Source organism: Parafannyhessea umbonata (genome assembly GCF_012844235.1).
Classification (GTDB): Bacteria; Actinomycetota; Coriobacteriia; order Coriobacteriales; family Atopobiaceae; genus Parafannyhessea.
The window spans coordinates 21206-43411 of the sequence record NZ_JABAGR010000011.1; the positions used below are offsets into that span (position 1 = coordinate 21206).

Sequence of the window (22206 nt, forward strand, 5' to 3'; positions counted from 1 at the left end):
GCAAGACCGGGTCGCCCGGGCGGCGACCGCAACATACAGCCCTAATTCTACCCCGTTCGCCAAAAGATGCGTGACGGGGCATAAAGTGCCAACAGACTTGCGCGCGGGCGAGAAGGACGTGGGCCCTTTGCCGCGGCGCGCCGCTAGATGGGCTCGCCAAGCGGCGGCACGCGCTTCAGGCGCGCCCACATGACCTGCTTCTGCTGCTTGTCTGCAAGGGCCGCCTCGAAGCCGCCCAGGTTCAGCACACGCATGCCCAGCACTAGCGCCACGACGCCGGGCGCGAGCATCGCCTCCGCAAAGTCCGGAAGCGCCGCGAGCTCGTCCGCGTACGCCTCGCGCACGGCCGCGGCGGCAGCCTCGTCGCACAAGACGAGCGTCGCCGGGTCAAGCGCGGCTACGGCGCGGCGCAGCATTTCCACAGGCAGCGGCTTGCCGGTGTCAAGCGAGCACGACATGGCCGCCCAGTCCTCGGGTGCGTAGCCCAGCGCCTCGAGCGACTTGCGGAGCGCCGTCCCGTCCTCGCCCGAAAGCAGGGGGCGCCCGTCCTTCTCGCCTGCGTTGAGCTGGCCTTTCACAAACAGGACGGAAGAGAACGAGTTGCCGGACATGCACACGCCCCTAGACGCGAGCCCCGCGAGCTCCGCGCGGGCCTTCGCCACGTACGCGTCGCGGCGCGCCTCCCTGTCTGACGGCATAGCCGCTCCTCTCGTGTTGTCGTCGTTGGCTTTTATGGATTCGATTCTAGCGCCGCAATCCTGCGTAGATTGGGTATAAGCGCTCCAGAGACAATCTGCGCGCCCGCGCGCGCCCCTTCGAAGGAGAGAGTTAATGGCAAACGCAATCACCTCCGCGGACTTCGATTCCGTCCTCGCAAGCTCTGACAAGCCGGTCCTGGTTGACTTCTGGGCTTCCTGGTGCGGCCCCTGCCGCGCGCTTGGCCCCGTCGTCGAGCAGGTTGGGGACGAGATGGCCGACCGCCTGACCGTCTACAAGTGCAACGTGGACGAGGAGGGCGACCTGGCCCAGAGGTTCCAGATCGTGTCCATCCCCACGCTCATCCTGTTCAAGGACGGCAAGCCCGTCCACACCATGGTGGGCAACATGCCGAAGGCCGACCTCGTAAAGGAGCTCGAGGCAAACCTGTAGGGCCCGCCCCACATACGCATTTTGCGGACGTCTGCGCGGCGTCCGCTTTTTGTATCTGTCGGCCGCCGGCCTCCCTGCAGGCATCCGCGCGGCCGCACCCACGGAGGTCATCCCATGACGCAAGACAAGCGCAAGGCAGGCGCGCTCGCGCGGCTGGTGCAGAGCCGGCGCGCGATGCTGGTGCTCGTTGCGGTGCTGGTCTTTACCTGGCTTCTGTTCGAAATCAAGACGGACGACATCATGCGCATGGACGCCGCCGCGCACAACCTGGTCGTGATGCACATGCGCGCGGCGTGGCTCACGCCCATCATGCAGTCGATATCGGACCTCGCCTACCCCGTGGTGCTGGTGGTGATGCTCCTGGTGATCGAGGTCTTCGCCCCCGGACGCCGCCCCGGGCTGTGCGCCGCGGTCAACCTCGTGCTCGCCACGCTGCTCAACCTGCTGCTCAAGGCGCTGATCCAGCGCCCGCGCCCCGAGGGCTACCGCCTGGTCGCGGAGAGCGGCTTCAGCTTCCCGTCCGGCCACTCCATGGTGGCGATGGCGTTCTACGGGCTGCTCATCTGGATGGTCTGGCGCTACGAGAAGGACGCCCTCGTGCGTCGGCTTGGCGTCATCGGCTTTGGCCTTGTTATCGTGCTCGTGGGGCTTAGCCGCATCTACCTGGGCGTTCACTACGCCTCAGACGTGCTTGCGGGTTTCTGCGCGTCCATCGCGTGGCTTGGCGTGTACACCAAGCTCCTTGCACCCGTCTTCCTTGCGCCGCGCGAAGACCCTCGGGGCGCGCCGGGCGAGAAGGACGGCGCCTCCGGTCGCGAGGTCTAAAGGCAACTGCAAGCTTGAGCCGCTCGTCTGGCGGCCGGGTGTCTGACGGCACCGCGGGCGCGGACCCCTGCGTCACGCCAACCCCTTGCCGGCCCCTATGACTCCTGCCAGTCCAGGGCGCGCAGCGGCACGATCTTCGCGCTCTGCACCTTGCCGTTGTCTGCGATGATGCGGCCGATGGTGGGCCCGCCTGCGCGCGGGAACGTGGGGCTGCCGGGGTTCATGACGAGCGCACCGGTCTTGGCGTCGCGCTCCACGAACGGCCGGTGGGTGTGCCCGCAGATGGCGACCTCGCAGGTGGCAAGGTCAAGGCGCTCCCGGTAGTGGCACACCTCCCAGCGCAGGCCGGCCGCGAAGAACCTCACGAGGTTCGTGACGTACGAGTCGTAGGTGTAGCCCCAGTCGTTGTTGCCCTTGCACATGTAGGTCATGGCGATGCCGTTCAGGGTGTGGAAGTCCGACTCGGAGCACATGTCCCCGGCATGCACGATCACGTCGGCGCCCTCCAGCTCGGACAGAAGCTCGTCCGATAGGTACCCGTGTGTGTCGGAGACTATGTCAAAGCGCATAAATTCCCGCTCTTCTCTTCTAACGAGTGCCCGTGCGCGCTGGGCGCGGGCGCGTGTCCGCGCATGCCCCGCGTCTGCTCGCGTGGGATTCCTTCGTGCGCAGGGCGCTACAGCCCAAGCGCCCGCTTCAGCGGCACGACGCGGCGGCGCGACACGGGGATCTTCTTCTCTTCCACGCCCTTGATGCCCAGCTGCAGAATGCCGCTGGAGATGACCTCGACGTCCTCGACGTGGTCCAGGTTCACGATGTAGCCGCGATGCACGCGGAAGAATCCGTGCGGCGTGAGCTTCTGCTCGAGCTTCGCGAGCGAGATGGTAGAGAGGAAGCGGTCGCCGTCCGTGTAGATGCAGGAGTAGTCGTCCTTCGCCTCGATGTAGCGAATCTCGTCCACGGGGACGAGCACCTTGCGGCCGCCCTTCTCCACGGGGATGCGCTCCTGCGCGGGATGGCTAGCGGGGGCGGGCTTCACGATGGCCTCGACCTTGTCGAGGGCGCGGTTGAGCCTGTCGGTCTCCACCGGCTTCATGAGGTAGTCGACGGCGTCCACGTTGAACGCCTCGAGCGCGTACTCGCTGTACGCGGTCACAAACACCACCGCCGGCGGGTTCTTCAGCTTGTGCAGGGCCTCGGCAAGCTGCATGCCAGACGTCTTCGGCATCGAGATGTCCAGAAATATCACGTCGATGCGCTGGTCGGTACCCTCCTTGCTCTTGACGAGGGATTCCACGGCCTCGCGGGCGTTCAGCGCCTCGCGAATGGTGTCGACGCGCCCCGTCTCCTCAAGGAGGTACCTGAGTTCAGAACGCGCAGGAGCCTCGTCGTCCACGATGAGTGCGTTCAGCAAGTCACATCACCTAACCTTTGGAACACCAGCACGGCCAAGCCGTGCATAAGCCAACGTTTCTATTCTATCCGACCGTCAGTCTCTTTGGGAGCCACGCCCGCAAGCCGCAGCGTGACGCACGTGCCCTCGCCCAGCTTGGACATGATCTCCACGCTGGAGTCGCCGCCGTAGAACCGCTGCAGACGCTCGGACACGTTGCGAAGCGCGATGCCCGTGCCGCGCGAGCTGTTGCTGGAATCCTGCGACGAGCCGGAGAGCAGCCTCTCCGCCACGTCCTCCGTCATGCCCAGGCCGTCGTCCGCGACGGCAATCAGCACGTCGTTGCCGTCCTTCACCACCTGGACGTCGATCGTGAGGGGGCCCTCGTCGCGCATGGCGTGGCGCACGGCGTTCTCTACGATCGGCTGCACGATGAAGCCGGGAACCATGACCTTCTCGCATCCCGGCGCCACGGACTCGCTCTCCAGGATGCGGTCCTCGCCAAAGCGGGCCTTCTCTATCGTGAGGTAGCGGCGCGTCTGCTCAAGCTCCTCGGAAAGGGGAATGAGCGACTGCGAGCTCTGGAGCGTGCGGCGGTAGAACGCCGAGAACTCGCGCAGCAGGTCGCGCGCCTTCGCGGGGTCCGTGCGCGTGAACGCGGCGATGGTGTTGAGCGTGTTGAAGAGGAAGTGCGGGTTGATCTGGGCCTGCAGCGCCTTGACTTCCGCGCGCGCCGTGAGCTCCGCCTGCCGGTCGAGCTCGTACGCGGAAAGCTGGGTCGACAGCAGCTCGCCAAACCCGCGCGCGATGGTGAGCTGCGTGCGGTCCACGTCGCTCCCGTTGCGATAGAAGAGCTCGAGCGTGCCCACCGCGTGCTCGCGCACCATGAGCGGCACCGCGATGCCCACGGGATATTCCTTGTCGCGCAGGGCGCCCGCGGCGTCGTCGTCCGCCTCCAGCCACTCGTTCTCCTCGCTGTACGAGAAGGTCTGCATCCTCCCGCTGGTTATGACATCCCTGGTGGTGGGCGAGTTCGGCTCGCCCACGCGATGCTTCGACTCGTCGCCGCCCACGATCGCAAGGAGCACCTCGTCGTCGCACATGGCGACGGCGGCGGCCGTGGTCTCCGGAAGCAGCAGCTGGCATACGGCGTTGCAGTTCTCCGGCGTGAGGCCTCCGTTCATGTGGGCGAGCACGGACGACGACACGCGCAGCATGCGCTCCGTCGCCTGCGAGCGCATGTCCTCGGGCACCAGCAGCATCACGCCGCCGGCGAGCACGATGTCCACGGCAAGCCCCGCGCCCGCCAGGACGGCGGCCACGAGGTTCGCGGTCAGAAGGCCCCACACCAGAAGCGCGATGAGCGCCACCGTCAGCACGCCGAGAAGAACGTTTATGACGAGGCCGCGGGGGGCATAGCTAGGTCCAGTCATTCCTGCTCACCACCCATGCCGGCCGGCGTCCCCATCTTTACGACCTGCCGTGCCAGGTCCGCGTCGCCCCAGAGCGACGACATCACCTGCGGCCAGTACGTCTGGAAGCTGAAGTAGCTGCTCGCGACGCGCCGCGCCCACTGCTGCGCCACGTGCCTGCCGTGCAGCCAGATCCTAAGGTAGTCAAGGTGCTCGGGCCCCGCGATGGCGCGGCGCAGCGACGTGTGCGCGATCCTGGTGCGCACGCCGGGCGATATCCACTCCGAGGGATACGGCCGCAGGGACTCCGGCCGCACCTGGCGCATGCCCTTTATGGAGTTCGCGACGGCGAGCTTCTCTACCTCGTAGTTCCACCGGTACACGTCCTGCATGAAGCGGGACGCGTGCGAGGGGATCTTTGGCGGCAGGTGGCGCACGCGCCACGCGCTGTCAAACCACACGTCGTAGCCGTGCATGCGCAGGTTGAACAGGTAGTCCAGGTCCTCGCCGCGCGTGATGGTGGGGTCGAAGCTCACCTTGCTGAACACGCTGGCGCCCACGCAGAAGCAGCCGCCGCACACGTAGTTGGAGCGGCTGATGCGCGTGCCGCCCAGCGCGCGGTGCATCCACTGGTTGAACTCCAGGCGCTTGGACCGCCAGCGGTCCTGCCACCGCGCGCGCGTGATGGACGCGTACGGGGAGTTGTGCGCGTCGAGGTAGCAGCCGCTCTTCGCGGCGATCTTCAGGCCCTGGCGCGTGGTGAGCCCCATGCCGTACACGGCGTCAATCAGGAAGTTCTCGTTCAGGGCAACCTCGTCGTCGTCCAGGAAGACCACCACGTCGTGGTCGAGCACGGCCGCGACGGCCAGCCCCATGTTGCGGATGGCACCGTAGCCGCGAAGCGAAACGGGGTCGCCCTCGAGCCGCGGCACGGCCCTATCGATGGCTGCGCGTATGAGCTGGGCCTCCGCCGAGCCTATGACCAGCGGGTTCAGCCTGGGGTGCTGGCGGCAGACGCCATCGACCCTCGCACGCGCGCTCTTCTCGCATGCGGGGTCGCACACAAGGAGCACCACGACCCTGAGCACGCCGCGCACGGTGTCGAGCGACGAGAGGCAGGTCTCGAGCTCGGGCAGCGGCTTCGTCACGGGCGTCGCGTGGTCATATACGCCGACCTCGCCAATCTTGGCGGGCGCGTCGCTTTCCGCCCAGTAGGATGGTATGACGATGACGGGATTCAAGACCGGTGGGCCCCTTCTGTCCCCCGCGCGCCCCAAAGCGCAGGTGGCGCGGGATCCGATGGTCTAACTGCTATGTTGTCTTATGATACCCGCAGATGCGCCGTCCGTTGCCCGTTTTATGCGATTTGGCGAGATGAGTTTGACACTAGTGCAGGTGGTATGCGCGAGGATGGATGTTGTGGTGCCGCTCGTAATCTGGTCCCATCTTCGCGGCGGGAAGCTCGACGCCAAGCTCAATCGCGCGCTCCGTCGCGCGGCGGTAGCTCACGTGCCGCACGACCTCGCCCAAAAGGATGACGACAACGGTTGCCGCAAGCAGGGGAAGCTTCTTGAGCTGGTCTGGCGCCACTCCAAACGGCACGAGCGATATCACGATGCAGACGACAAGCTCCACCACCGGCACCCAGCAGAACAGCGCGTTTGCCACCCGGCCACCAGGCACCCTAAACGGACGTGGCCGGTCCGGATCGATCTTGCGCAAGCGCAGGAACGCGGGAAACATGGGCACGTACGACGCAAGCGTGAACACAATGTCGAGCGACAGCGCCACATAGAAGACGCCAATCCCAAGGGAGTCCAGCAGCGGCCCCGTCACCACCAAGGCAGACGTACATACTCCCGTTACCACGCACGAGCCAAGGTGCCGGCCCTTCTCGTCCTCCTTGCCAAAGGCACGAGGAAGGTTGCCCTCCTTCGACGCACGGTTGGTCACGGAGCTCACGCCGTGCGACCAACTGATCATGTTCGCGAAGCACGAGAGCAGAAATCCCAAAGACACCAGCATAAAAGGCCAGCTACGCGCGCCTGCCATCGCAGCGACGGCATCGGCTACGCCTGAGGCAAGGTTGATTTTGTCGTGCGGCACCGCGGTGGAGATGCCAAGCGACACAAAGAGGTAGATGGCTACGATCGTAAGGCCAGACGCGACTATGGCCTTTGGCATGTCGCGCTGCGGGCTTTCCATCGAGTCGACAAAAGTCGCAATTACCTCGCACCCCATGTAGTTGTAGATGATGACGGAAAGGTACGTGAACGTCGTGGGGTCGCCAAAGTCTGGCAGCATGGACTGCGGCGTGAGGGGCGACACGAACCCGTGCCGGCTTCCGTACCAGATGCCCATCCCGCCAACGCCCAGGGCGAGAAGGACGTTCACCACGGCGCCCAGGTTCATGATCCAGGATATGTCGCCAACCTCCTGCATGGAGACCCACACCACGAACCAGATAAACGCAAGCTCGATGGCGACGGATGCCCACGCGGAAAGAGGGCGTCCCAGCATGCCGCCGATGGTGGTGGGAAACAGCACCGCTATGGACGCAAGCCACGTGAAATAGTTCACCCAGTAGTACCACGCCTCGCGCGTGGCCCAACGGCGTCCCATAGAGTCGCGCACCCACTCGTACACGCCGGCGCCCTCCGCGTACGTGGTCCCAAGCTCTGCCACGATGAGCCCGTACGGCACCAGAAACGTGACAAACAGCAGGAGCCACCAGAACACGGACGAGTTGCCGATCGCGGCGGCGGGCGCACACGCCTCGATGGTGAAGACGACGCAGATTATCGAGAGGACCACGTCCTTAAGACGCAGCTTCTTTCTGGCCATGGGGCCTCCGTTGGATGCTGACTTCACAATAGAAGGGCGAGGCGGCCCACGTGGGACGTCCCGCCCTGCCTGCGCGCCCTTCTCGGCCGCGCCGTCTTTTGCGGATGCTTTTGGGCCATCTGGCCCTTGGGCTACTTGGTCTGGGCGGAAGGCTCCTGCTGCGTGATGCAGTGGATGTTGCCACCACCGTAGACAACCTGGTCCGACTTTACGCCGACAACCTTGTAGACGCCCTCACCCCAGGTCTCGTCGTAGATCTTCTGCAGGGTCTCGACGGCCAGGGCGTCGTTCTCGTCACCGTACTGCGGGGTGATGACGCCGTGGTTGGTGACCAGGTAGTTCATGTAGGACGCGATGAGCGGCTCGTCCGGGACACGCGGCTCCGCGGCCTCGTCCACGTCGATGGAGTCGCAGGCCTCCTGCGTCATGTACAGCGGCTTCACGGGCATGGGGAGCTTGTAGACCTTGAGCTTGCGACCCTTGGCGTCCGTCGCGTTGGACAGGGTCTCATACGCCTCGTGGCACTGGCGATAGAACGGGTAGTCCGGGTCGTCGGACCAGATGCATGCCATGACGCCAGGAGCGATGAACGTCGCGACGTCGTCGATGTGACCGTTCGTCTCCTCGGGGTCGATGCCCTCCTTCACCCAGATGACCTTCTCGACGCCCAGATAGTTCTTCAGGTGCTCGTTCATGTACTCGCGCAGCGGCTCGCTCCAGGGCTCGAACTTGCGGGCGTACTTGGGCCAGATGGTGTCCTCGTCGTCCTCGTCGGCCATCACGGCAGAGCAGGTGCGGCCCGGGGACAGCAGACACTGGTCGGTCACGACAAGGGTGCCCTCGCCGTCGACGGTAATGGAGCCGCCCTCGAGGATCATGTCATCGGGACGGTACGTGCGGCATCCCGCGAACTCGGCCATCTTGAGGGCGATCTCGTCGTCGGAGCGCCACGGGAAGTACAGGCCGTCCACAAGTCCGCCGTACGCGTTGAAGTGCCAGTTGTTTGCGCGCTTCTCGCCCTTGTCGTTCACGACGAACGTTGCGCCGGTGTCGCGGAACCACGCGTCGTCGGTGGTCATCTCGAGCACAAGCACGTTCTCGTCGTCCTCGAACACCTTCTTGCAGTTGGCGTAGTCAGCCTCGTTAACGCACATGACCACCGGCGTGAACTCCGCGATGGCACGAGCGATGGCCGCGTACTGCCTCTGGGCGGGCTTGGCGCCAAACGCCCAGGTGTCGGTGCGGTGCGGCCAGCCCATCCAGACGCGGTCCTGCGGCTCGAACTCCGCAGGCATGTGGAAGCCGTCGGCCCTAGGGGTGGACTCGGACTCGGTAATGGTACGCATAAGACCCTCCTCTTGCGGTGGCGGGCGCACGTGCGCCCGCCGTTACGTGTAAGACAAGAACAGACAAGCCAAAGGTTGCTTGCAGCCAGGCGCGGACTGCCGCAAAGTGCGCGGCCTTTCTCGCCCGGGTACCGCGCCTGCTACTCTGCAGACTCCGCCGCAGCCTCCTCTTCCAGGCGCTTCTGCGCAAGTTCCGGCGTGAGGCCGTGGTACTCCTCCGTGCGGCCCTTTGCGGAGACCACGCGGACCACCTCGCCAATGGCGAGAAGGACGAAGAACCCTATGAGCATCGGCATCTTGGAGGACACCTCGTCCGCGGACAGCGGCACGACGGTGGTGACGATAACGCCGACGAGCTCGACCATCGGGATGATCATCGCAGCCTTGAGCAGACCGCCCTTGAACGGCATCTTGTAGACGCGCTCGCGGTTGGGGTCGTTCTTGCGCAGGTTCATGAACGCCGGGAACATGGGGACATAGGTGAGCAGCAGGAAGACAACGGAGAGGCTGAACAGCATCCAGAAGATTCCGTCCGAAATCGCCTCGATGGGAATAAGCTGAATGCAAAGGACGAGCGATGCCACAACGCCGTTGGTGATTGCCGCACCGTCCGGCATGCCGGTCTTGGGGTTCATCTTGCCGAAGACCTTTGGCATGTTACCGGTCTGGGCGGCGTAAGCCGCGACGGAGTTCACACCAAACGACCAAGATGCCATGTTTGCGAAGAACGTGATCAGGAACGCAACGCAGATGAGCTTGAACAGCCAGGAGTTGCCGACCATGGTCTGGACGGCCACGATCATGCCGTAATCAGGATCAATCTTGTCAGCGGGTATCGCCGCGCCGATGCCGAAGCCACAGAACAGGTAGATGACCGCGATGGCCGCACCGCCCATGATGATGGCACGGGGAATCTCGACCTTGGGGTTCTTCATGTCGCCGGTCATGGTGCAGATGACCTCGAAGCCCATGAAGTTGAAGATGATGATGGAGATGTAGCTGAGGCCATTCAGGCCGGAGGGCAGGAACGTCTGCGGACTCATGTCGTTTGCAAATCCATGCTGGGATGCGAACCAGATGCCCATGCAGCCGACGACCACGGCAATCGCGACCTTGATGATGGCGCCGCCGTTGAGGACCCACTCGGAGTCAGACACCTTCGAGAACGCCATGAACGTGACGATCCAGGTAAACGCAAGCTCGATGATGAGCGAGGTCGCGAGGTTGAACTGGATGCCAAAAGCCATGTTCAGGATGGGCGGGAACATGGTGGCGAGCGACGCGATCCAGAACGGGTAGTTCACCCAGTAGTAGTAGGACGCACGAGCTGCCCACTTATCGCCCAGCCCGTCGCGGATCCAGTCGATGATGCCGCCGTCGCTGTCGTAGGTGGTTCCCAGCTCCGCGACCGCGAGGCCGTACGGAATCAGGAACGTGACGATCAGGAAGATCCACCAGAAGAACTGCTGGTTTCCGATCGCCGCGGCCGGCGCCGCCGCCTCGCAAACAAAGACGACGCAGATGACCGTAGAGATGATGGTGAGGAACGATATCCCCCTCTTCTCCCCCATGCAATCTCCTCTCTTCTTCTGTCCTATCAGGACGAGAAAAGCCACCCACCCCGACGCGGCGCGGCGCCGGGGTGAGGGGCGTATTGGACGGGCACGCCCCGACCCTGAAGCACCTGGTACTAGGCCTGGAGCTCCTCGATCTTCTTGAGGGCTGCGTGCAGCTCGGCCTTGGCAGAGTAGTCAACGTCCTCGTCGTTCAGCGGCGTGCGCTTTGCCAGCGCGGCGAGCAGCGCGCGGATGGAGTGCTTGCGGTTCTCCGCCTCGACCCAGCACAGGGAGCGCTCGGGGTCGTCCATGACCTCGTCCACGACCTCCTCGCCACGGGTGGCGGGCAGGCAGTGCATGAACTTGGAGTTGGGGCCGGCATAGTTCATCATGTCCATGGTGACCTGGTACTTGGGGTAGAACACGTCCATGTAGGACGCGCCGGACTCCTCCTGGTCGTACAGGCCGTACCAAACGTCGGTGTACACGAAGTCGGCGCCCTTGATGCTCTCGATGTCATCGGAGATCACGATGGTGCCGCCGGACTCCTTGCAGTTCTTCTCGCCGATTTCCATAAGACGCTTGCCAAACGCCGCGCGCTCCTCGGGGGTGCCCACGTGCAGGGCGCCATCGGATATCTGGTGGCCCTTGGGGCCAAACTGCACGAAGTGCATGCCCATCTTGGAGCAGATGAACATGAGCGAGACGCACACCTGCGTGGCGTCACCAATGAATGCCAGCGTGCAGTCCTCGATCCTCTTGCCCTCGGGCAGGTTCTCCAGCATGGTCATGAGGTCGCCCATCTCCTGCGTGGGGTGGTTGAACTCGGACATGCCGTTGATGACGGGCACGGCGGAGCCGGCAGCCAGGCCCTCGACGTCCTTGTGGCGGTTGACGCGCGCCATCATCACGTCGAGCAGCGAGCCCATGACGCGGGCGGTGTCACCCAGGGACTCGTGGCCGCCAAGCTGGATGGTACCGGGGCCGTAGAACTGAGCGTGACCGCCGAGGTCGGTCATCGCGGTCTCAAACGAAATGCGGGTACGGGTGGAAACCTGCTGGAAGATCATACCAAGGGACTTGTTGCGCAGGAGGTGCGGGTAATAGCCATCGACCTTGATGGCCTTCTTCATCGCGAGGCCAAGGTCCTCGATCGCAAGAATCTGTTCCTTGGTGAAGTCGTTGGTGTCGATGAAATCCTTGGGCATTGCCATTGCGGTGCTCCCTTTCTCGAACCTTGCACGTAGCCGCCGGGCCCACCCCGGCCAGCCTGCTTTCACGACCATGGTGCAACGCGCCCGCGGCCAAGGCCAGTTTATCCGGGTTCCAATGCCGCTGAACTACACTAAACCGCGTACCAACCTCATTAATCCCGCTGGTACACGGCATTGTATCGAGCTAACTGTTTTAGTCGCTTATACAGTTCGTTACGTTATGGTTTGCATAACGTTAGCCGTTCGTGCCAGTTTTCCTACCATTCGCTCCCGAACGCCCCATCGCCTCGAAACGCGGTTTAGGTGTGTTGCGGTCCCGCCGGAGACCTGCAAGCGGATGAGGTGCGGCATTGCCGGGATCCGTCTGGCACCCGTGAGGACCGGTGCCGCAGCCGCCGGGCAGGGCCGCAGGCGAGAAGGACGCGCCGCCTTCGCCGCAGCCGCTTCACTAACCAAAAAAGACTGGCCCCCAACGCGTTGTTGGGAGCCAGCAAGGTGATGGCCTATGTGACGGCGTCAGGCGGAGCGGACGCCCTTCTCGCCTACTTCACGAGCACGCCACCGACGTAGGTAGCGCGAACGGAGAGGTCCGCACCAAGCACCACCAGATCGGCAGCCCTGCCGGGCAGAATCTGCCCACATCGATCCGCAATGCCTGCTGAGCGCGCCGGAACTATTGTCGCCATTGCGACGGCATGCTCCAGCGACTCGACGCCCCAGTCGACGATGTTGCGCACCGCGCCGCCCATGGTGAGGACGGAGCCCGCTATGTTGTTCTCGTCACGCAGCCGCGCCACGCCGCCGCTGAGCACGATAGGAAGCTCGCCGAGCATGTAGTCTCCATCGGGCATGCCCCCGCAACGCAGGCAGTCGCTCACCAGCGCAACCTCGCTCCAACCCTTCGCGCGCACGAGGGCGTCGGCGGCGGCGGGCATGACGTGCAGGCCGTCGCAGATGAGCTCCGCGTAGGTGTTGTCAGTGGTCATGGCGCATCCAACGAGGCCGGGCATGCGATGGTGCAATCCACTCATGCCGTTGTACGTGTGAACGAAGACCGAGGCGCCGGCGTCGACCGCATGTCGTCCTTGCTCGCATGTTGCGTCGGAGTGCCCCAACGCCGTCACGACACCCATCTTTGCCGCACCGCGCACGTACGCATCGGAGCCCTTGCGCTCGGGCGCGAGCGCACTCTTGCGAATGAGGCCGTGCGCGGACTGCTGCCACTGCCTCAGCTTGTCGAGGCTGGGATCGCAAAGGTACGCGGGGTTCTGTGCACCCTTATGCTTCTCCGTGAAGAACGGGCCCTCCAGGAAGATTCCCTGGATGCGGGCCTCGGGGGAGCCGGCAGGACGCTCCTCCACGGTCCTGGCGATGCCGGCGCAAGCCTTGTCGATGGAATCGGTCGAGGCGGTCAGCGTTGTCGCGAGGATGGACGTTGTCCCCTTGTGCGCGAGCGCATCAAGAATCTTACGATTGCCGTTTGGGTCGCAGTCCATGAAGTCGTGGTTTGCGTAGCCATGTATGTGAGTGTCGACGAAGCCAGGCGCAACGGTAGCGTCGCCACAGTCGACGACCTCGAGGTCTGGCGAGGGGTCGTCCGAAACGCCCACAACGACCCCGTCACGCACCTCGAGAAAGCCACCGGGGCGGAAGCCAGAGGGAAGGAAGAACCCGCGAGCCTTGAGGGAAACGCTGTTGTCTGCCAATATCCTGCACCTCCTGAGGACACGTCGTCGCCTTCGCGATGCGGCGCATGTGCGCCGGCCAGCAAGGTAGTTCAGCCTTACATGCCGATGCGCCAAGTGCCAAGGCCACAACTTGCGAAGACATACCACGACGAGCGCGACGCTACGAATCATTACCGCTATGGTACACAAGACGTCGCGAGGTGGAACGACGAGCGGGTGTGGCGTTAGAAAAAAGAACCGGCCGCGAACTCTGTCGCGACCGGTTCCTTAGCTAACGGCTAGTGGAGCGCGTTCTTCTCCCTACGCCTCGGCGTACATGGCCTTGAGCTTGAGCAGGTGCTCGTAGCGTGCCATTGCCGCAGCCTCGTTCTCGGCGAAGAGCTCCTTTGCGCGATCGGGGAACTCGCGCGTGAGGCGGCTGTAGCGGGCCTCGTTCATCAGGAACTCCTGGTAGCCCTCCTTCGGCTCCTTGGAGTCAAGGGTGAACTTCTTGCCGTCGGGAGCAGCGGGGTTGAAGCGGAAGAGGTTCCAGTAGCCGCAGTCGACTGCCTTCTTCATCTCTTCCTGAGCGTGCATCATGCCGCCCTTGGCGATGGAGTGCATCTCGCAGGGGCTGTAGCCGATGATCAGGGACGGTCCGTCATAGGCCTCTGCCTCGGCGATGGCCTTCAGGGTCTGCATCGGGTTGGCACCCATGGCGACCTGGGCGACGTAGACGTAGCCATAGGACATCTCGATCTCGGCAAGGGACTTCTTCTTGGTGGTCTTGCCCGCAGCGGCGAACTGTGCGACCTGACCAAGGTTGGAAGCCTTGGAGGCCTGTCCACCGGTGTTGGAGTAGACCTCGGTGTCGAAGACGAAGACGTTCACGTTGTTGCCAGAGGCAAGCACGTGATCGAGGCCGCCGAAGCCGATGTCGTAGGCCCATCCGTCGCCGCCGAAGATCCAGAAGGACTTCTTGGAGAGGAAGGACTTGTCGGCGAGGATTGCCTTGGAGGCGTCAGAGCCGTCTGCCTCGAGCTGTGCCACGTACTCGGCAGCGGCAGCCTTGGACTCGGCGGTCTTGTCCTTCGCGGCAAGCCATGCGGTCGCAGACTCCTTGAGGCTCTCGGGGATGCCCTCGGTCTCGATGAGCTGCTCGGTCATGGTAGCAAGACGGTCCTGCTCGGCATCATAGCCAAGCTTCAGGCCGAGGCCGTGCTCGGCGTTGTCCTCGAACAGCGAGTTGTTCCAAGCGGGGCCGTGACCCTCGGCGTTGACGGTGAACGGTGAGGTCGCAGCGGGGTTGCCCCAGATCGAGGAGCAGCCGGTCGCGTTGCTGATGAACATGCGGTCGCCGAAGAGCTGGGTGACGAGACGTGCATAGGAGGTCTCGGCGCAGCCGGCGCAGGAGCCGGAGAACTCGAGCAGGGGCTTGTGGAACTGGGAGCCCTTGGGGTTCTTGTCGCTGGCGAGCTCGCTCTTCTCGCTCACCTTGTTGACGGCGTAGTCCCAGACCTCTGCCTGAGCGGCCTCTTCCTCCTGCGGCACCATGGTGAGGGCGCCACCGTTCTTGTAGTCGCTCTTCGGGCAGGCATACAGGCAGTTGTAGCAGCCCATGCAGTCCAGCGGGGAAACGACGATGGAGAAGGTGTAGCCGGTGTTCTTCGGCATCTTGAGGTCGGTGGTCTTCATGGCCTCAGGAGCGGCGGCCGCCTCCTCGGCGTTCATGGCAACCGGACGGATGGTCGCGTGCGGGCACACGAACGCGCAGTTGCAGCACTGGATGCACTTGCTGGGATCCCAACGCGGGACCATGACCGCGGTGCCGCGCTTCTCGTACGCGGAAGCACCGAGCTCGAACTGGCCGTCGGGGTTGTCCTTGAAGGCGGACACGGGCAGCGAGTCGCCGTCCATCTTGTCGATCGGGAAGAGAAGCTCGCGGACCTGCTTGACGATGGCGTCACGGCCCTCAAGCTTGACCTCGTGCTTAACGTCCTCGGCCTCTGCCCAGTCGGCAGGAACGTCGAACTTGCGGAACGCGGTCGCGCCGGCGTCGATGGCCTTCCAGTTGGCCTCGACGATGGCCTGGCCCTTCTTTGCGTAGGACTTCTCGGCGGCGTCCTTCATGTACTTTAGGGCGTCCTCGGCGGGAAGGACCTTCGCCAGGGCGAAGAACGCGGACTGGAGCACCGTGTTGGTGCGCTTGCCCATGCCGACCTTCGCAGCGAGGTCGATTGCGTCGATCAGGTAGACGGAGATGTTGTTCTTGGCGATGTAGCGCTTCGCCTCGGCAGGCATCTTCTCTGCGAACTCCGCGTCATCCCACTGGCAGTTGACCAGGAAGGTACCACCCGGCTTGACGTCGCGGACCATCTTGAAGCCCTTGACGATGTAGCTGGGGTTGTGGCAGGCGACGAAGTCGGCCTTGGTGACGTAGTACGGCGAACGAATGGGGCTGTCACCAAAGCGCAGGTGCGAGATGGTGACGCCGCCGGTCTTCTTGGAGTCGTACTGGAAGTAGGCCTGGACGTACTTGTCCGTGTGGTCGCCGATGATCTTGATGGAGTTCTTGTTCGCGCCGACGGTACCGTCGCCGCCAAGACCCCAGAACTTGCACTCGATGGTGCCAGGAGCCGCCGTGTTGGGGGCGTCCGGATCCATCGGGAGCGAGAGGTTGGTGAGGTCGTCCACGATGCCGATGGTGAACTCGCGCTTCGGCTCGTCCTTCTTGAGCTCCTCGAAGACGGAGAACGCGGCCGCGGGCGGCTCGTCCTTCGAGCCGAGGCCGTAACGGCCACCGGTCACGACGAGATCAGACATGCCAGCCTCGTAAAGGGCGGTAACGACGTCCTGGTAGAGGGGCTCGCCAATGGAGCCGGGCTCCTTGGTGCGGTCGAGGACGGCGATCTTCTTGACGGTCTTCGGCAGGGCCGCGACGAAGTCCTTGATGGACCAAGGACGATAGAGGCGAACCTTGACCAGGCCGACCTTCTCACCGTGGGCGTTGAGGTAGTCGATGACCTCCTCGAGCGTATCGCAGAAGGAGCCCATGCAGACAACGACGCGGTCCGCGTCGTCGGCGCCGTAGTAATCAAACAGGTGATAGCTGGTGCCGAGCTTCTCGTTGATCTTGTCCATATAGCCCTGGACGATCTCGGGGAGCGCGTCATACCTGCTGTTGCAGGCCTCGCGGTGCTGGAAGAAGATGTCGCCGTTCTCATGCGAGCCGCGGGAGTGCGGGTGATCGGGGTTCAGCGCGTGATCGCGGAACTCCTGCAGAGACTTCCAGTCGACCATGTCCTTGAGGTCGTCGAAGTCCCAGACGGCGACCTTCTGGATCTCGTGGGAGGTGCGGAAGCCGTCGAAGAAGTTCAGGAACGGGGTCTTGCCGGAGATGGCGGCAAGGTGGGCGACGGGAGCGAGGTCCATGACCTCCTGGACGTTGCCCTCGGCGAGCATGGCGAAGCCGGTCTGGCGGCAGGCCATGACGTCGGAGTGATCGCCGAAGATGTTCAGCGCCTGCGTCGCGACGGTACGCGCGGAGACGTGGAAGACGCCGGGCAGGCCCTCGGCGGCAATCTTGTACATGTTCGGGATCATCAGAAGCAGACCCTGAGAAGCGGTGTAGGTGGTGGTCAACGCACCTGCGCCGAGAGAGCCGTGGACGGTACCGGAGGCACCAGCCTCAGACTCCATCTCGATGATCTTGACGGGGTTGCCGAAGATGTTCTTCAGACCCTTTGCCGCCCACTGGTCGACATGGTCGGCCATGGGGCTCGAGGGAGTGATCGGGTAAATGCCCGCCACCTCGGTGAATGCATACGAGACCCAGCCTGCGGCCTCGTTGCCGTCCATCGACTTGAACTTACGTTCCATATCCTCTCCTTACATCCACCGGACGCTGCCAAGCGTCCGTTGTTTTGGCACGTGGCACAGGATCACGAGGGGAAAGCTCTCGTCGCTACTGCCAACATGAATGCGCGCCGAATCACATCGATGCACATACACTTGTATTATTGCTCAAAGTGGATGCAATATTCCTACAAAACGGTGACCGTAATTCCCCTATTTTTAGTAGGGATTACGTTTTCTCAGCTCATTGCCAGTGCGGCCCTCATTTCTTTTTTGCACGCTCGAGCAATCTCTCGTATCCCTCTGAGAAGCGCCGGCCTTCGGGGCCGGAGAAGTCGCTCGCGGGTACGACGCCATGCTCGTCGGACACGAGGAACGCCTCGTCGAAGTCGATGCGACGACCCTGGACCTTCTCCAGAAGGTCATCAACGTATTTGATGTGAATGCCCATCGTCTTCGCCAGGTCGGTGACCAAAGAGACGGCGCCGGCGGGCACCATGCCCGGAGCCCCCTCCCGGATGAGGGTTCCTTCGCTCGCGAGCCACAGTGCCTCGGGGGCGACGCCGACCTCCTCCGCCTCGCGGCGCGCGAGGTCGGCACGGGCACAGAGCGCAGCCAGGCGCGTGTCCTCAAGCTCCTCATAGGGACCGACGGACATCGCGGCTCGACCCTCCGTGTCAACAATCATCATGAGCACGCCGTCAGGGTTGGCCGCCGCCCCGTCTCCCAACGTCCACTCGATATGCTGCTTCGCCCAGGCAACAAGCTCCTTTTGTACCCTCCTTGTGCGCGTATGGCGCGCCCCAAGGGCCCTGAGGTGTCTGTTCTCAAGCGGAAGCGTCTTATTCGAAAGCCGCCACCTACAAACGATTGCAGGTTGTCCAAGCATGAACTCGCCATCATTGAGATCTGCGTCCGGCACACTTACCTCCTTGATCGAATGCTCGTCCATCCAGTGTACCCACAGCCCGTCGAATGGCATTTGGCCCCGGCGCTCACATGTAGTCTTTTTGAGCGTGTCAAAGACTATCGAAAGAAAGAAGGTTTCTGGCAGATACCTTCCAACGTGCGGAGCGGCAGCCGTGGCATTCGGATGTGATTGACACCACATGCGCGTCGGACTTTCGAAAAACCCAACAAGATATGCCAGAATGGCTAGCATTCATCGGTCAGACAGCTTTTCTGTTGGCTTATGTTGCTGCGGAGGTGTGGATTTGAGCTCTCTCATCTTTACGTACACCATCGTTGTTCTGTGTGTCTGCCTCAGCACGGCTTCGATTTCGATTGCGGCTTATATAGTCTCAAGACGGCTCAAATACATTCCGCAGGCGCTCTTCTTCATTGCCTACTTCGTCGAGCTGACCCAGATCTTTGGGGGCGAGTGGCTTCTTCAGAACGTCGGAACGGTTACAGCGGCGAACTACTATGCGGTCGATGAGCCCGCGTTCAGAATACTGATCGGAGCCGTCATCCTCGCCTGCTTCTGGCAAATCGTGTTCGGCATCATCGATGTGCGCGAACCGCGTCGAATAGTCCTGCCGACGATTGCGCTCTGCGTGGCCCAAGCGTTGATCCTGCTTCTACTCCCCTATGGCCCGCTGCGCCAATGGCTCTTCTACACCATGCGGCAGGTCTCCATACTCAGCTGCCTTGGATATGCCTTCTGGCTCTATCGCTCGAACAAGGACGAGGTATTCCAGCATCGCATGGTAAAGAGACAGCCCATATTCCTGGTACTTCTCGTCTTTACCATCTCTATCGTCTGCGAGGACACCTACGTTATCCTGCTTGCGCCCATCCCCACGGCAAACAGCCCGCTTACCGGCGTCTTCCTCTCGAGCCGCAACATATCCGAGAACCTGATGATGATCTTCGTCGCGGCGATCACCATCTACCAGACCGTGCGGGACCTTGCGCTTCGCTTCAACGAGCCTCCCGAGGTCCAGGTCGACGCCAAAAAGCACAATACCTCACTCGCGGAGCACATCGAGGACAGGCTTCCCGCATACGCCCAGCTCCATAAGCTCTCAAAGCGCGAGCGAGAAATACTTGCCCTTGTGGTCGAGGGAAAGTCCAACCGTGAGATCGCATCAGAACTGATACTTGCTGAGGGGACCATCAAGACGCATCTTCACAACATCATGAAGAAGTGCGGACAGTCTAACCGCGACGACCTTAAGAAGGATTTCTGGCGCAGCTAGGCACGGTTCCACGCACGAAGAAGGGAGGGCCGCGACCAAGTCGCGACCCTCCCAATGTCTTCAGACAGTATGTCTTGAAACGCCTATGCGGTCAGTACCTATGCGTGGATGCGGGTACCAGAGAGACCGGCCATAGCCTCGGCGGCCTTCTCGAGCGAGCCGATGATGCAGACGCGGCCGGGGCGAGACTCGGCGAACTTGATGCCGGCCTTGACCTTGGGCTCCATGGAGCCCTTGCCGAACTGGCCCTCCTCGACGTACTTCTTGGCCTCGTCGACGGTGATGTCCTCGAGGTCCTTCTGGTCGGGCTTGCCGAAGTTGATGGCGACGTGGTCGACGGCGGTCAGCAGGACGAGCATGTCGGCGGAGCAGTCCTCGGCGAGGAGCTCGCCGCCCATGTCCTTGTCGATGACGGCAGCGACGCCCTTGTAGGTACCCTTGTCGGTGTAGTCACGGACGACGGGGATTCCGCCGCCACCGCAGGCGATGACGATGAACTCGTTGTCGAGGAGGTTGAGGATGCTCTCGTACTCGACAATCTTCTTGGGCTGCGGGGAAGCGACAACGCGACGATAGCCGCGGCCGGAGTCCTCGACCATGGTCCAGTCGGGGTGCTTCTCGAGCTCGGCGTCGGCCTCCTCCTTGCTCATGAAGGCTCCGATGGGCTTGGTGGGGTTCTTGAACGCCGGGTCATCGGGGTCGACCTCAATCTGGGTCACGACGGAAGCGACGTGCCAGCGCTTGTACTCCTTGTGCATGGCAGCGCCGATGGCCTGCTGCAGGTGGTAGCCGATGTAGCCCTGGGACATCGCGCCGCACTCGGGGAGGTCCATGGCAGGGATCTTCGCCGGGTCATCCTTGTGGGCGTAGGCGAACGCGTTCTGGATCATGCCGACCTGCGGGCCGTTGCCGTGGGTGATGATGATCTCGTTGCCCTGCTCGATAACCTTGAGCAGCGTCGGGGCGGCTGCGCGGACCTTGGCGATCTGCTCCTCGGGGGTGTTGCCGAGGGCGTTGCCACCGAGGGCGATGACGACGCGGTTAGGCTTGCCAAATGCCTTGGACACTTTATCCTCCTATGCCTAATGACTTAAGGCGACGCCTTCGCGCCGCCCTCCTAATCGGAGATTAGACTATACCGCGTTTCTCAAGATTGTGTAGGGGTTTTTCTCGTTTCTATAAACGGTAGCAAATTCGTTTTCAAAGGTAGACGGCTGTTTTCCAAGATATGCAGATGGATACACTGATAAATTATTCCAATATTTGGAATCAATCATGGAGCGTTAAGTCACTCTGGTGCTAGGAATGTTAAGTATATGCGACTCGGGACGGAAAGCCCGTTCTCCCCAGGGGCACGGCGGGACGCAACAGCTACCATGGGCATATGGATACCTCGACTCACAAATCATGCGACATGGACTGCGCGCCGGAGCGGCGCCCCGTCGTTGGACGCTTTGCCCCGACGCCGTCCGGCAAGATACACCTTGGCAACGTCTTCTCGGCGCTCATGGCGTGGGCTTCCGTCAGGTCGGCTGGCGGCAAGATAATTCTTCGCATAGAGGATCTTGACCCGCGAGCGCAGGATCAGCGGGTGGCCGACGACCTCATGAGGGACTACGAGTGGCTTGGCCTCTCCTGGGACGAAGGGCCGTACTATCAGAGCAGGCGGACGGACGCCTATCAGGAGGCTCTGGAGACGCTTGGCGACAGGGGGCTTACCTACCCTTGTTTTTGCTCGCGCGCAGAGCTTCACGCGGCAAGCGCGCCCCATGCTGCCGACGGCACGTTCGTGTACCAGGGAACGTGCAGGGGGCTGACTCCGGAGCAGATTGCCAAGAAGTCCAAGAGGCGCAACCCCGCCATCAGGCTCATGGTTCCCGACGAAAGCTCCCCGCTCGCGCGGATCACCGTTGTCGACCGCGTGTATGGGACCTATAGCGAGAACCTCGCGCGAGACTGCGGCGACTTTCTGATCAGGAGAAGCGATGGCGTGTTCGCCTATCAGCTTGCCGTGGTCGTGGACGACGGCCTGATGGGCGTGACCGAGGTCGTAAGGGGCAGGGACCTCCTTCCCTCCGCCGCGAGGCAGACGTATCTTGGCGGGCTGCTGGGGTTTGACCGACACGAATACTCACACGTCCCACTCCTGATGGGACCAGACGGCCACCGTCTCTCGAAAAGAAACCTCGACACGGACGTAGCGAGCCTTCGTGATGACGGCATGGACGCGAAGACCATAATTGGCCGACTGGCAGAGGCCGTGGGAATCGCCGAGCTGGGCGAGAGCCTGACCGCAGACGAGTTCGCGCGCAGATTCTCTTGGGAAGACATCCGGGCACACAAAAGTGACGTGGTAGTGGACGAGAACTTCTTTCTAAAGTAGATGTTGTGAGTTTGGCCCAATGTGGGGTATTATTGCCAAGCACGATGTTTGGAGAGCTGACCGAGAGGCCGAAGGTGCTCGCCTGCTAAGCGAGTATAGGACCAAATCCTATCTGGGGTTCGAATCCCCAGCTCTCCGCCAGACGATTCGGACCCAATCAAAGAAATTTGATTGGGTCTTTTCTTTTTCGCAGGTAAATCGATTAAATCGCAATCTATTCCAAAAAGTTTGAAATTCTCCCTTGACGCGGTTTCCCATCAGTGGCATTTTAATTACTGCAATGCGGCGTTACCTCAGCTGGATAGAGGGTCTGACTACGAATCAGAACGTCATAGGTTCGAATCCTATACGCCGCACCAGA

Annotated in this window: 17 protein-coding genes and 2 tRNA genes; 6 read left to right on the forward strand and 13 right to left on the reverse strand. The window is 62.6% G+C overall.

Translation table 11 applies throughout. The features are described from left to right. Window positions 1-143 precede the first annotated feature (143 nt). Window positions 144-698 carry a hypothetical protein gene (locus tag HF885_RS09565; protein WP_170104700.1) on the reverse strand — a complete coding sequence of 185 codons (555 nt, stop codon included), beginning with the start codon at window positions 696-698 and terminating at the stop codon, window positions 144-146. A 133-nt stretch (window positions 699-831) separates the two neighbouring features. Here HF885_RS09565 and trxA point away from each other — a divergent pair, with 133 nt between their 5' ends. Beyond that, on the forward strand, window positions 832-1149 hold the full coding sequence (gene trxA / locus HF885_RS09570; protein WP_090847325.1) for a thioredoxin: 318 nt from the start codon (window positions 832-834) through the stop codon (window positions 1147-1149). Window positions 1150-1263: 114 nt separating this feature from the next. Continuing rightward, the gene (locus HF885_RS09575) at window positions 1264-1974 is read left to right on the forward strand and encodes a phosphatase PAP2 family protein (RefSeq protein ID WP_170104701.1); all 711 of its coding nucleotides are present in this window, start codon (window positions 1264-1266) and stop codon (window positions 1972-1974) included. Between the two features lie 95 nt (window positions 1975-2069). On the opposite strand, the gene HF885_RS09580 is transcribed toward HF885_RS09575, so the two are convergent. From HF885_RS09580 to HF885_RS09630, 11 genes are all read right to left on the reverse strand, one after another. Then, window positions 2070-2543, reverse strand: coding sequence for a YfcE family phosphodiesterase (locus HF885_RS09580; protein ID WP_170104702.1), 474 nt, complete (start codon window positions 2541-2543; stop codon window positions 2070-2072). 107 nt (window positions 2544-2650) lie between these two features. Beyond that, window positions 2651-3388, reverse strand: coding sequence for a LytR/AlgR family response regulator transcription factor (locus tag HF885_RS09585; protein WP_206109894.1), 738 nt, complete (start codon window positions 3386-3388; stop codon window positions 2651-2653). A gap of 59 nt (window positions 3389-3447) precedes the next feature. Further along, window positions 3448-4800, reverse strand: a complete 1353-nt coding sequence (locus HF885_RS09590) for a sensor histidine kinase (RefSeq protein WP_170104703.1) — start codon at window positions 4798-4800, stop codon at window positions 3448-3450. Then, on the reverse strand, window positions 4797-6020 hold the full coding sequence (locus tag HF885_RS09595; RefSeq protein ID WP_170104704.1) for a glycosyltransferase: 1224 nt from the start codon (window positions 6018-6020) through the stop codon (window positions 4797-4799). The genes HF885_RS09590 and HF885_RS09595 overlap by 4 nt, the downstream gene beginning before the upstream one ends. A gap of 145 nt (window positions 6021-6165) precedes the next feature. After that, entirely contained in the window at window positions 6166-7623 is a 1458-nt protein-coding gene (locus tag HF885_RS09600) for an APC family permease (protein WP_170104705.1), read from the reverse strand. A gap of 131 nt (window positions 7624-7754) precedes the next feature. Further along, window positions 7755-8969, reverse strand: a complete 1215-nt coding sequence (locus HF885_RS09605; RefSeq protein WP_170104706.1) for an agmatine deiminase family protein — start codon at window positions 8967-8969, stop codon at window positions 7755-7757. 140 nt (window positions 8970-9109) lie between these two features. Further along, window positions 9110-10540, reverse strand: coding sequence for an APC family permease (locus HF885_RS09610; protein ID WP_170104707.1), 1431 nt, complete (start codon window positions 10538-10540; stop codon window positions 9110-9112). A gap of 119 nt (window positions 10541-10659) precedes the next feature. Continuing rightward, on the reverse strand, window positions 10660-11739 hold the full coding sequence (ptcA, locus tag HF885_RS09615; RefSeq protein ID WP_170104708.1) for a putrescine carbamoyltransferase: 1080 nt from the start codon (window positions 11737-11739) through the stop codon (window positions 10660-10662). Between the two features lie 542 nt (window positions 11740-12281). After that, window positions 12282-13445 carry an N-acetylglucosamine-6-phosphate deacetylase gene (gene nagA, locus HF885_RS09620; protein ID WP_235927402.1) on the reverse strand — a complete coding sequence of 388 codons (1164 nt, stop codon included), beginning with the start codon at window positions 13443-13445 and terminating at the stop codon, window positions 12282-12284. A 282-nt stretch (window positions 13446-13727) separates the two neighbouring features. Next, window positions 13728-17285 carry a pyruvate:ferredoxin (flavodoxin) oxidoreductase gene (nifJ, locus tag HF885_RS09625; RefSeq protein ID WP_170104710.1) on the reverse strand — a complete coding sequence of 1186 codons (3558 nt, stop codon included), beginning with the start codon at window positions 17283-17285 and terminating at the stop codon, window positions 13728-13730. Between the two features lie 238 nt (window positions 17286-17523). Then, window positions 17524-18183, reverse strand: coding sequence for a hypothetical protein (locus HF885_RS09630; RefSeq protein ID WP_328804376.1), 660 nt, complete (start codon window positions 18181-18183; stop codon window positions 17524-17526). 286 nt (window positions 18184-18469) lie between these two features. On the opposite strand from HF885_RS09630, the gene HF885_RS09635 reads away from it, so the two are divergent. After that, entirely contained in the window at window positions 18470-19462 is a 993-nt protein-coding gene (locus tag HF885_RS09635) for a LuxR C-terminal-related transcriptional regulator (RefSeq protein ID WP_328804377.1), read from the forward strand. Between the two features lie 98 nt (window positions 19463-19560). Here HF885_RS09635 and arcC read toward each other — a convergent pair whose 3' ends face one another. Further along, window positions 19561-20529: a carbamate kinase gene (gene arcC, locus HF885_RS09640; protein ID WP_170104712.1), complete on the reverse strand. Its 969-nt coding sequence runs from the start codon at window positions 20527-20529 to the stop codon at window positions 19561-19563. A 347-nt stretch (window positions 20530-20876) separates the two neighbouring features. Here arcC and gluQRS point away from each other — a divergent pair, with 347 nt between their 5' ends. The 3 genes from gluQRS to HF885_RS09655 all read left to right on the forward strand — a co-directional run bounded on the left by gluQRS (window position 20877) and on the right by HF885_RS09655 (window position 22204). Continuing rightward, entirely contained in the window at window positions 20877-21845 is a 969-nt protein-coding gene (gene gluQRS, locus HF885_RS09645) for a tRNA glutamyl-Q(34) synthetase GluQRS (protein WP_170104713.1), read from the forward strand. A gap of 50 nt (window positions 21846-21895) precedes the next feature. After that, window positions 21896-21986: transfer RNA gene (locus HF885_RS09650), tRNA-Ser, on the forward strand. Window positions 21987-22127: 141 nt separating this feature from the next. After that, window positions 22128-22204 (forward strand) — tRNA-Arg (locus HF885_RS09655). Window positions 22205-22206 lie beyond the last annotated feature (2 nt).